The 10,983-nt window shown below is 62.7% G+C and carries 14 protein-coding genes; 7 read left to right on the top strand and 7 right to left on the bottom strand.

The features are described 5' to 3' along the window. Positions 1–437, bottom strand: a 437-nt coding sequence (locus tag GSQ89_RS14750) for an acyl-CoA dehydrogenase family protein (RefSeq protein WP_174254871.1), incomplete at its 3' end; no start/stop codon positions are given. A 4-nt stretch (positions 438–441) separates the two neighbouring features. After that, a complete protein-coding gene (locus tag GSQ89_RS14745; RefSeq protein WP_158926422.1) occupies positions 442–1,623 on the bottom strand; it encodes an acyl-CoA dehydrogenase family protein in 1,182 nt (393 codons plus the stop codon). Positions 1,624–1,714: 91 nt separating this feature from the next. Here GSQ89_RS14745 and GSQ89_RS14740 point away from each other — a divergent pair, with 91 nt between their 5' ends. Then, positions 1,715–2,191, top strand: a complete 477-nt coding sequence (locus GSQ89_RS14740) for a DUF29 domain-containing protein (RefSeq protein ID WP_158926420.1) — start codon at positions 1,715–1,717, stop codon at positions 2,189–2,191. Positions 2,192–2,256: 65 nt separating this feature from the next. On the opposite strand, the gene GSQ89_RS14735 is transcribed toward GSQ89_RS14740, so the two are convergent. Together GSQ89_RS14735 and GSQ89_RS14730 are read right to left on the bottom strand one after the other, a co-directional pair. Then, positions 2,257–2,643 (bottom strand): glyoxalase superfamily protein, encoded by a 387-nt coding sequence (locus GSQ89_RS14735; protein ID WP_158926418.1) that lies wholly within the window; start codon positions 2,641–2,643, stop codon positions 2,257–2,259. Positions 2,644–2,739: 96 nt separating this feature from the next. Further along, positions 2,740–3,156, bottom strand: a complete 417-nt coding sequence (locus GSQ89_RS14730; RefSeq protein ID WP_158926416.1) for a MarR family winged helix-turn-helix transcriptional regulator — start codon at positions 3,154–3,156, stop codon at positions 2,740–2,742. Positions 3,157–3,355: 199 nt separating this feature from the next. Between GSQ89_RS14730 and GSQ89_RS14725 the strand changes: the two genes are divergently transcribed. From GSQ89_RS14725 to GSQ89_RS14705, 5 genes are all read left to right on the top strand, one after another. Beyond that, positions 3,356–3,865: an AAA family ATPase gene (locus GSQ89_RS14725; protein ID WP_158926414.1), complete on the top strand. Its 510-nt coding sequence runs from the start codon at positions 3,356–3,358 to the stop codon at positions 3,863–3,865. Between the two features lie 114 nt (positions 3,866–3,979). Beyond that, on the top strand, positions 3,980–5,068 hold the full coding sequence (locus GSQ89_RS14720) for an alpha/beta fold hydrolase (protein ID WP_158926412.1): 1,089 nt from the start codon (positions 3,980–3,982) through the stop codon (positions 5,066–5,068). A gap of 34 nt (positions 5,069–5,102) precedes the next feature. After that, positions 5,103–5,906, top strand: a complete 804-nt coding sequence (locus GSQ89_RS14715) for an SDR family oxidoreductase (protein WP_158926410.1) — start codon at positions 5,103–5,105, stop codon at positions 5,904–5,906. Positions 5,907–6,011: 105 nt separating this feature from the next. After that, entirely contained in the window at positions 6,012–6,458 is a 447-nt protein-coding gene (locus tag GSQ89_RS14710) for a helix-turn-helix domain-containing protein (protein WP_158926408.1), read from the top strand. A 14-nt stretch (positions 6,459–6,472) separates the two neighbouring features. After that, positions 6,473–7,069, top strand: coding sequence for a PIN domain-containing protein (locus tag GSQ89_RS14705; protein WP_158926406.1), 597 nt, complete (start codon positions 6,473–6,475; stop codon positions 7,067–7,069). A gap of 159 nt (positions 7,070–7,228) precedes the next feature. Here the strand turns inward: GSQ89_RS14705 and GSQ89_RS39775 are convergent, their stop codons facing one another. Both GSQ89_RS39775 and GSQ89_RS14700 read right to left on the bottom strand, forming a co-directional pair. After that, entirely contained in the window at positions 7,229–7,351 is a 123-nt protein-coding gene (locus GSQ89_RS39775; protein ID WP_256367321.1) for a hypothetical protein, read from the bottom strand. Positions 7,352–7,463: 112 nt separating this feature from the next. Continuing rightward, positions 7,464–8,465, bottom strand: a complete 1,002-nt coding sequence (locus GSQ89_RS14700) for a C-terminal binding protein (RefSeq protein WP_158926404.1) — start codon at positions 8,463–8,465, stop codon at positions 7,464–7,466. A gap of 133 nt (positions 8,466–8,598) precedes the next feature. Between GSQ89_RS14700 and GSQ89_RS14695 the strand changes: the two genes are divergently transcribed. Then, positions 8,599–9,906, top strand: coding sequence for an MFS transporter (locus GSQ89_RS14695; RefSeq protein WP_158926402.1), 1,308 nt, complete (start codon positions 8,599–8,601; stop codon positions 9,904–9,906). 34 nt (positions 9,907–9,940) lie between these two features. On the opposite strand, the gene GSQ89_RS14690 is transcribed toward GSQ89_RS14695, so the two are convergent. Beyond that, entirely contained in the window at positions 9,941–10,966 is a 1,026-nt protein-coding gene (locus GSQ89_RS14690) for an Ldh family oxidoreductase (protein ID WP_158926400.1), read from the bottom strand. Between the last annotated feature and the right edge of the window lie 17 nt (positions 10,967–10,983).

Below are 10,983 nucleotides of genomic sequence, written 5' to 3'. Positions count from 1 at the left end.
CCGTCCTTGGTGGCGGTTGTGGCGATTTGGGTGGGGGCGTGGCGGGTGCTTTCCTCAAGCGCCAGGGCGATGATGTGCTCGCCGGCCAGTAACGGGGGCAGATATTCGGCTTTCTGGTCGTCGGTGCCGGCCAGGGACAGCAAGGAAGCGCCTAGCAGGGCGGTGGACAGCAAGGGCGTGGCGGCCAGCGTGCGGCCGGCTGCCTCCATCACCTGGGCGAGGCCGGTCATGCCGAAGGCGGAGCCGCCGTCGTCCTCCGGCACCAGGAAGCCGGTCCAGCCGAGTTCGGCCATCTGACGCCACAGGTCTCGGGAGAAGCCGGTCGGGTCGTTGTCGTCGCGCAGTTTTCTCAGCGCGGTGATGGGGCTGCGTTCGCGGAAGAAATCGAACGCGGTTTCACGCACCATGCGGGCTTCGTCGGAGAGGACTAGGGTCATTGGTTTAATCCGGCAGGCCGAGGACGCGCTTGGCGATGATGTTGAGCTGGACTTCGGAGGTTCCGCCTTCGATGCTGTTTGCTTTCGAGCGTAACCATTCTCGGGTGAAACGAAGTTCGTCCGGCGTGAAGCCCTGCCCTTCCCAGCCGAGGCCTTGGAAGCCTTCGGATTCCAGCAGCAGTTCGTAGCGGCGCTTGTTGAGTTCGGTGCCTTGCAGTTTGAACATTGCCGATAACGGGCCGGGTGGGGCGCCGGATTCGGCTTCCTCGGCCGCTCGGCGGCGGGTCAGTTGGAAAGCGTGGGCGTCCATGCTGTAGGCGGCGACGCGGTCGCGCAGGATGGGATCGGCGATTTTGCCGTTGTCGTCGCCGGCGTAGTGTTTGGCAGCGGCTTCGACGGAGATCTCGAACTTGGCGGCGTTGCGGTTGGCGATGCCGCCGATGCCTTTGCGTTCGTGCTCCAGCAGGCGTTTGGCGATGGTCCAGCCTTTGTTGAGCGGGCCGACGAGGTTGCCGGCGGGGACGCGGACGTTTTCGATGAACGTTTCGCAGAAGACGGAGGCACCGCTGATCAGGCGGATGGGGTTCGGGCGGACTCCGGGGTCGGCCATGTCGATCAGCAGGAAGCTGATGCCCTCGTGCTTTTTGGCGGTGGGGTCGGTGCGGACCAGGCAGAAGATCCAGTCGGAATGGTGGGCGTTGGAGGTCCAGATCTTGTGGCCGTTGACCAGGAAGTGCTCGCCTTGCAGGACGGCGCGGGTGCGGAGGCTGGCGAGGTCGGAGCCGGCCTCGGGTTCGGAGTAGCCCTGGCACCAGCGGATTTCGCCGCGGACGATGGGCGGGATGTGGGTCTGGCGTTGTTCCTCGGTGCCGTATTCGAGGAGGACGGGACCGAGCATGGAGAGGCCCATGCCGCGGAGGGGGAGACGGCAGCCGAGGTCCTGCATTTCTTCTTCGAGGATCAGGGCTTCTTCGTTGGACAGACCGCCGCCGCCGTATTGTTTGGGCCAGGTGGGAGCGGTCCAGCCTTTGGCGGCCATGCGGTCGAGCCATTGCTTCTGTTCGGGGCGGACGTATTGGGCGCGCTTGCCGCCGGCGACCTGTTCATTCTCCGGCATGAAGGTGCGCATGGCGGGGGGACAGTTTTCCTCCAGCCAGGCGCGGGTCTCGGCACGGAAGGTCGGCATGGGCGGTTCCTTGGCGGTTTCCGTTGTGGTGGGTAGGGGAGCATCATCTTTGGGGGTGAGCAAGGGGCGGATTTGCGGTAGGATGCAGGGTATGCCGGACGGGCTTTATGAGCGTGACATCCTTTCCTGGTCGGAACAGCAGGCTGACCTGCTGCGCCGGCTGGCGCGCGGGGAGCGGGTGAATGACGTCGATTGGGAACACGTTGTCGAGGAGATCGAGGACGTGGGGCTGTCCGAACTGCACGCTGTCGAGAGTTTTCTGGACCTGATGCTGGTGCATCTGTTGAAGGTTCGTGGCTGGCCTGACAGCCCGTCGCTGGCGCATTGGCGCGGGGAGGTCGGGTCGTTTCAGAAGAATGCGACGCGGCGGTTTGCTCCGTCGATGCGGCAGAGGATCGATTTGGCGAAGCTGTATCGCGATGCGATGGAGCAGCTTGCTGGGGTGGACTATGACGGTGTTAGTCCGCTTGCTTGGCCGGTTACGTGCCCGTTCACGTTGGACGATCTGCTGATGGAGCGGCGGACGGCGCTGGAAGAACGGCTCGGCGCGGCCGTGGAGAGATCGTAGCCGGCGTACGTCGCGCCAGTGGTCCGATCCCGACGCCTGATTTCCGAACGTTGCTGCCGCGGTTCTTATGGTTGATGATCCTGATCGATCTTCTGGCAAAAGCGGATGAGATTTCCGAACGGATCGATTGCACCCGTTTCCAGCGTTCCCCAGGGTGTTTTCTCAAGGCCAGGCCGCATATAGCGATAACCCTTCGAACTGATCTCCTGATGGAAAGCTTCGACGCCGTCCATCATCACGCGAATTCGGGCACCGGGGCAGCCGTCCCCATGGTGTTCGCTCAGATGCAGGATGAGGTTTCCGCGCGAGATCTGTCGGTACAGCGGCGCATTCGCGTCGAAGCGGTGATCCCAATCGACCGAAAACCCGAGGAATCCCAGATAGAATTCGTCAGCCTTGGGGACGTCGAAAATACGAAGAATGGGAACGATCGTATTGAAGCGGATGTCCATCACATGCTCCTGCCACACAGCCAAGAAATCGATACCGCCGGTCGAGGGCCGTCTGCCGCGCCATGGCCTGGATTTGTTATCCGGTCATGGACACGATTATTCCCTCGCGCGCCCGACATTCGCAATCGCCGCCAATGTCGCCCTTGTGTGGGCGATGTAATCGGGCGTGATCTCTCGCGCGAGTTCGGCATCCACATGATCGATGGCTGCCCGTGATACGGCGGCGGCGGCATGCCCCCGTTCCGTCAGGGCGACCGTCAATCGGCGCCGGTCTTCGCTGTCGACCGAGCGGGCCAGGTAACCCCGGACGACCAGCGTGTCGACGAGCTGTCCGGCGGCCTGTTTCGAAACCCCAAGTTCCTTGATGACCTGGCTGAGTGGCGCGCCGGTGCGGGCAATGGCACCGATGACGTAGGGGCCATTGCGGGGCAGGTCATCAAATCCCACCTCGGCCAAGGCTTCCCGAATGGCTGATCCGTAGGCCGCCCGGGCCGCTCGCAAGAGCGTCGGCAAGCCAACGTCATCGAATCCTGCGAACGCGCTGCTCATGCACCCACGATATAGACAACAAAATTGACAGTCAATGATTGGTACGACAAGATTGCAACCGACCCGGCGTTTCGCTTAGCGCGAGCGGGTCATCTCGGACGTTGCTGCCGCGTTAGCGGTTCGGCAGACGATTCAGGTCGTGCGGAGCGTTAGGAGGCGCAACATGGGAACTGTCATCATGCTTTCCGGCCCGATCGGGGCGGGCAAGACAACCGTCGCCCGCGAACTGATCGCCATCTTGCCGGAACCGCTTTCCTATATCGAGGGCGACACGTTCTGGTCCTTTATCAAGAAAACCAAAGCCGGGGATCGGCGGGAGAACTTTCGTATCATCATGCGCGCAATGACCGCGGCGACCTTGCCGTTCGCCCGATCCGGCTATGATGTCCTCCTCGATTTTTCCATTCCGCCGGCGTTCCTGAATACCGCGCGCGTTATTCTTAAGGATGTGCCACTGGATTATGTTTTGCTGCGGCCAAGCCAAGCTGTCTGCGAGGCCCGCGCCACCGGTCGCGCGGAGGGTAAAATTGTCGATTACACCCCCTATCGCGATTTCTATGCGCTGTTTGAGGGGGCCGACCGCTACACACTTCAAGACGACGAAGCGGAAGCGCCGATTGTTGCAAGTCGCATTCGGGAAGCCCTCGGCGCAGGCGCTTTTCGTGTCCCGTGACATTTGGCGGCGGATCGTCCTTCCTTGACATATCACGACGCATGAAATCCTCTGGGAGGACGCTCGGCCATCGCGGATAAGATGGATTGCCCAACGACCATTGGAGGCCAACGAATGTCCGTCCGCACGTTGATCGTGACCCTGTTATTGGCCGCGGCGGTTCCAGCGCTGGCGCAAGAGACGGCCACTCATTGGTCAGGGTACCAGGAAGGCGATTATGCCGTCAGCAACTACAATTTCGCCAGCGGCCAGACCATGCCGGAGGTGAAGCTGCACTACCGCACGATCGGTTCGGCGAAACGAAACGCCGCGGGCCTCGTGGTCAACGCCGTGCTGCTGTTACAGGGCAATACCGGGACCGGCGCCAACTGGTTTCGCCCGAGTTTGGCCGACGAACTGTTCAAGCCGAACCAGCCGCTCGATCCGGCGAAATATTACATCATCATGCCCGATGCGCTGGGCCGTGGCGGCTCCTCGAAACCGTCCGATGGTCTGAAGGCCGGATTTCCGCACTACCGATACCATGACATGATCGACCTGACGCACCGCCTGGTCACGGATGGGTTGAAGGTCAACCATTTGCGGTTGGTCATCGGCAGTTCCCTGGGCTGCATGCAGCAATTTCTGTGGGCCGAGTGGTATCCGGACCTGATGGACGGCACGATCGGAATGTCGTGCCAGCCGGTGGAGATCAGCGGCCGCAACTACATGCTGCGCCATGCCGCCGCCGAACTGATCCGCCACGATCCGGCCTGGCATGACGGCAACTACGACAAGACCCCGACCCTTTATATGTACGCGGCCGCCGGCAACGACCTGACCGAAAGCCCGGTACGCATTCAGGAACAAGCGCCGACCATGGAGGCCGCCAAGGCACTCTACGACAAGCGCCTGGCAGCACTGCTGAAAAATGGCGACGCCAACAACACGCTTTTCGAAACCGAATCGATCTACGACTACAGCCCCGAGGCCGACCTGCCGAAGATCAAGGCCCATGTGATGCTGATCAACAATGTCGAGGATTTCGCCGACCCGCCGACACTCGGGACCGTCGAACGGGCGTTCAAGACGATCAAGCATGGCACCTACGTGCTGACCCAATATGGCAAGGACACGCACGGGCATTTCACCCATTACTACGGGGCGGTCTGGAAGCCGTATCTGGTGAAATTCATGGCCGGTCTGCCGCCGGTGGCGCGGTGACGGCCGCCACCCCCTAACGATCGCAGGAGCAGACATGGACCTCGGATTGAAGAACCGCACGGCACTGGTGATGGGCGGCACCAAAGGATTGGGCCGCTCCATCGCCGACGCCCTGGCGGAGGAAGGCACTGCCCTGACCATCAGCGGCCGCGACCAGGGCAGGCTGGATGAAGCCGCGGCAGCGCTGCGGGCCAAAGGGGCCACCAGCGCGACCGGTGTCGTCGCCGATGTCGCGTCAGGTGATGCCATGGACCACCTGGCGGACGCCGCGGTCGCGGCCATGGGCAGTGTCGACATCCTGGTGCTGAACCACGGCGGGCCGCCGCAATGCACCGCATCGGAAATGACCGAAGACCAGTTGGTGAAATGGTTCCAGCACATCGTTGTCTCCCCGATCCGCATCGCCAACAAGCTGCTGCCGGCGATGCGCGCGCGGGGCTGGGGCCGGATCATCGTCGTGGGCAGCACCGGTATGCAGCAGCCGATCCCGAACCTGGCGCTGAGCAACACACTACGTGCCTCGATCTGGGCCTGGCTGAAGACGATGTCGGGCGAGGTGGCGAAGGACGGCGTCACGATGAACGTCCTGGCCCCGGGGACGATCCACACCGACCGGACCAACGAGTCCGCCGCCGCAACGGCTCGGCGCAAGAATATCGGCTTTGAGGAAGCGTTGGCCGAACGGCTGGCCGAGGCAGCGGGGCAGATTCCGGCGGGACGGGTGGGGACGCCTGGGGAATACGGACCGATGGGCGCGTTCCTGGCCAGCGATAAGGCCGGGTATATTACGGGGAGTATGATCCGGGTCGATGGCGGGCGGATTCGAGGGATGGTTTAGGGGCGCGGCACCGGGGCACCAACGTTCAGAGCGTTCGGATAGTTCATATATTGCAATTAGAGCACTTACCCTGTACTTTGCGACGCATACGCCAGGAGGGATGCGATGGTGGCCCAGATTCAGGCGGCTCTGAACGCCAAGGACATCGCGGACGCCGTGCGGGAGGTCAGGGCGCTACGCGCTCGCCTCGCAGGCCGGCGGTCAAATACCAAGATCGAGGTGGACGCGGGCACGCTGAAATCCATCCTCAAAGTCGTTGATGCGGTTTCGTCGCAGTTACCGCGCGGCGGGGTCGTGATTGGCGGCGCCAAGGCTGCGAAGCCGACCGCCGTCGCTGATGAGATCAGCCCCCAGGAGGCAGCCACCATTCTCCAGATGTCGCGGCCGTCGGTCATGCGGCTGATCGCGAAAGGCCAACTGCACCCTCGCAAGGTTCTCTCCCACAACAAGCTGTCACGGGCCGAGGTCGTGAATTATCAAATCGAGCAATCCCATCAGCAACGGCAGGCGCTGAGCAATCTCGTGACGCTGACCGAGGATTATGATTTCTGACAGGACGAGGGGCCTTGCCAGTACCGGTCGCCGTTCTCGACGCCTGTGTCCTGTTTCAGGGCAGATTGACCAACTTACTTCTGCATCTCGCCGAAGCAAAGGCGTTCGAGCCAATATGGTCCGACGATATCCATGCGGAATGGATGCGGAACCTGCATTCCAGGATGACCATCCCGATGGATAAAATCGAATACCGGCGCAGCGAAATGGAAAGGGCGTTTCCCGCGGCCAATGTTCCGGCGCCGTCAACGCTCATTGCCACCATTCAGGGCGTGAGCAAGACGGCGGCGCAAAGGAAGGATGCCCATGTTGTCGCGACGGCGGTCATCGCCAGGGCCGCTGTCATTGTGACGCACAACATCAGGGATTTCTCACCCGAGGTGCTCAGCCATTATGAACTGGCCAAAGCCCGGCCTGACGCGTTCTGCGTTGGGCTGCTAGCCGGCCATCCGGCGCAGGTCCTCGCCGGAATACGTATGCACCGCGCCAATCTCAGGAGAACGCCGATGTCACCAGCTCAGTACATCGACTATCTCGCCGAAGACCGGCTGGGCATGCCCAGGTTGGCTGTCGCATTGGCATCACTCGGCCGGGCAATAGAAGGCGGGTAATTCGCCGGCGGCATGATCCGGGCCGATGGCGAGCTCACCCAGGGATGATTTAGAGTGCGATATAGCTATGTTACTTCTTCGTCTTGAAGCGAGGCTTGAACCGCCGAATCGACCGCCGGTGATCTAAGTCACCGGCGGCCGTGAGTGAATACAGGCAGTTCAGGCCGCCGCCTTCTTTGCCCGGTGCTTGATGAGCGCTTTCTCGAACTCGCCCACTGCGAATTCGTGGCTAGCTTGATTCTTCGACAGCTTTTGCGGGTCGAACCGCGCCATATCGAGCACGAGACGGTAGGCTCCAGCAATGTCACCGAGATAGCGTTGCAGGAATGCCTTTAGGCCATCGCGCCTACCGGTAAAGCCAATCCGGACTCCGGCCTTCGTTCAACCCGCCCCCTCACCCCTTCGCCACCAGAAATTGCCTGTTCACACAATTCTCCAACCGGCCATCCCGCAGAAACCGCGCCGCGGTCCGAGCCGCGAAGGCCCGGTTATCCCGCAGGCTCTCCGGCGTATAGAACGCCGAATGCGGCGTCAGCAGCAGGCGGTGCCGGATCCAGTCCTCGTTATTCTGCCATGCCGCGATCAGCCGCCGTTGCACATTCGCCGGTTCCTCCGGCAACACGTCCAGTCCAGCCGCCAGCACCGTGCCGTCCTTCATCGCGTCGTACAGCGCGTCGACGTCCACCACCGGCCCCCGGGCCGTGTTGATCAGGATCATCCCCTTCTTCGCGGCGGCAAACGCCTCGGCACCGATCAACCCGCGAGTCTCGGCTGTCAGCGGCGTGTGGACGCTGACGAAGTCGCACTGCCCCATCAGTTCGGCCAGCGAGTCCGCACGCCTTACCCCGATCGCGAACTGATAGCCGTTCGGCTGGTACGGATCGTAGAACACCACGTCCATGTCGAAGGCCTTGGCGCGTCTGGCCGCCGCGGTGCCGATCCGGCCCATGCCGACGACACCATAGGTGCACACCGACAGGCGACGTCCGAACGGATTATGCGCCGGGCGCCAGTTGCCCTTCAGGTCGGCACGTAATTCCTGGTCGTGATAGGCGACGCTTTTCGCCAGGGTCATCATCAGGGCGATCGCGTGGTCGGCGACCTCCCGCGTGCCGTAATCCGGCACGTTGCAGACCGGAATGCCCAGCTTGCCGAAACGCTCGATGTCGACATCGTCGTAGCCAACGCCATATTTCACGAAAATGCGGCAATTCCGCAGCTTGTCGATGTATTGCGGCGGGCACCCGCCGACCACCGCGTCCGCGTTCGCCCATTGGTCGTCGGTGACGTCGTCGAATTTCTCATGGAATTCCGTCTCGAACCCCGAACCGACCGCTTCGGTCGCGACCGGTACAAGCTGTGCCGGCAGGTTCGGCCAAAGAATGCGCATTGCCATGACGGTGTCTCCCCTCGTTCGATGTTGGGCCCATGGTGCCATCGCCGCCGTGGAATGGCCACAGGGCGGCCTCTTGACGGTAGTCTCGCCTTGGCACCGAATGGTCGCCAAGGAAAAACAGGGAGACTGAAAAATGGCCGACAACGCGGCTTCGGTCGCTGCGCCGCGTCTCACCAGCGTGATCGTCGCGGCGACGATCGGCAACATGCTCGAATGGTTTGACTTCCTGGTTTACGGCTTCTTCGCCGCGACGCTGGCCGAGGTATTCTTCCCCACCGGTAATCCAACCGTGTCGCTGCTGATCACCTTCGGTGCGTTCGGCCTGTCCTATGTCGCGCGTCCGATCGGCGCCGCCTTCATCGGCACCTATACCGACCGAGCGGGGCGAAAAGCCGGGCTGACGCTGTCGATCGCGTTGATGATGATTGGCACGACGCTGATGGTCGTCACGCCCGGCTATGCCACGATCGGCATCGCGGCGCCGGTCATCATCACGATCGCCCGGCTTTTGCAGGGATTCTCGGTCGGCGGCGAGTTCGGCAGCGCCGTTGCTTTTCTCGTGGAGCATGCCGGCGACCGCAAGGGTTTCAGCGCGAGCTGGCAGTGGTCCAGCACCGGCATCATCTCGGTCATTGTCGCGCTGTTCGGTCTCGGGTTGACGACGCTTCTGACCCATCAGCAGCTTGTCGCCTGGGGATGGCGCCTTCCCTACGTGTTCGGTTTGCTGGTCGGGCCGGCCGGTCTCTACATCCGCTCACGCATGGCCGAGACGCCTGAATTCCTGGGCGCCGTCAAACCGCCGACCTTGCCGATCGGCGAACTGCTGCACCGCCATCCAATTGCGGTCCTGCTGGCGATCTTCGCCTCGACAATCTCCAACAGCTCTTATTACCTGCTGCTCTATATTCCGACCTATGCGGTCAAGACATTGCACTTGCCGGCCTATACCGGCTTCGTGGCGACACTGCTTGGCGGGGTCTTGCTGGCTGTTTTTTCCGTTGTTGCCGGGCATTATTCCGACAAAACGCCACGAACGCGCATCATGCTGGCCATGGCGTGGCTGTTCGCCATCGCCGCCTACCCGATATTCTGGTTGATGGTGGCGTACCCGTCACTCGCCACCGCGATGTTCGCCGTCGGCTTCCTCAACCTGATCAAGGGCGGATACAGCGGCGTGCTGCCATCGCTGCTGGCGGAACAGTTTCCGGTCGAATCGCGCGCCGTCGGGATCGCGTTCAGCTACAGCATCTCGGTGACGATTTTCGGAGGTTTCGCGCCGTTTGTCGCCACATGGCTGATCGCGGCGACCGGCGACCCGCTGTCGCCCAGTTTCTATTTGATGGCAAGCGCCGTGATCAGCATCATCGCTTTGCTGGCGATCCAGCGGCGCACCGTCCGTGTCCAGCAGAACCAGGATGGGAGAATGCCGCTGCCAGGCTGATAATCCCAAAGCCGGAATGATCGCCAGGCGGTCGTCATCGACCGCCGTGATCCAGGTTTCCCGCGGCCAGGCGGCCCAGTGCGTCGTGGATCTTGCGGTCGATCTCGATCCCCTCGCGTAACAGGCGGGCTCGGGTCTGGTAGGCGCGTTCGCCGGGGATGCGGATTTCTTCCACGCCCGATTGGCGCGGCGTGGCCTTGATCGTTTCGATACGTTTGCTGACTTCGTGGCGGTAGTCCTGCGGCGACATGAACAGGTCGGGTTTGAAGGCGATGAACATGTAGCCGCCGATGTCGCCCGCCGCCCGTGTGCCGGCGGCAAGGGCACCGAGTGCGTCCATGGCGAGCGCGAGGCCGAAGCCCTTGTAGCCGCCCTCGGGGCCGCCGAAGGGCAACAGCGCGCCTTGCCGTGCGGCCTTGGCGTCGGTGGTGGGCTGGCCGTCCGGTCCCAGCGCGACGCCTGCGGGGATGGGGGTGCCGATACGGGACCGGAATTGCAGATCGGTGCCCATGAACGCCGATGTGCCCATGTCGATGACCAGCGGATCGGCGTCAGTGGGGAAGCCGAAGGCGATCGGGTTGGTGCCCAACGCCGCCTTCGTGCCGCCGAACGGCGCCACGGCCTGGGGTGAGGCGACGGTGTGGATCACGACCAGGCCGGCGCGGGCGATCATCTCACAGTAATAGGCGCTGCGTCCGGTCATCCAGCAATTGGCGAGGCATATCAGGGCCAGGCCGTGTGCCTGGGCGCGCTGAATGGTCGCCTCACTGGCTCGGTAGGCGGCGATCATGCCGCTGTTGTTGCCGCCGTCGAGCATGGCGGTCGGCCCGGTCTCCCGCACCACGGTGACGGGGTGGCGTGGTTTCTTGAAGTGGGGATAGTCGACGACGTTCAGAAGTTTCGGCAGGCCGGAATACTCGTAACCGCACAGGGCCGCGTCCAGCACGTGGTCGGTCAGGATATGGGCTTCGTCCTGGTCGTATCCGGCGCCGCGCATGGCTGCCTCACCGAGTGCGCGCGCTTCGGCGGCCGTCATTCGGACGCGGTCTGTTGTGGTCATCTGAGTATCCTCGGTTG

The organism is Acidisphaera sp. S103, assembly GCF_009765975.1.
Classification (GTDB): domain Bacteria; phylum Pseudomonadota; class Alphaproteobacteria; order Acetobacterales; family Acetobacteraceae; genus Rhodopila.
The sequence above is the reverse complement of the archived record's forward strand: the minus strand, read 5'-3'. Positions and strand labels throughout refer to the sequence as shown.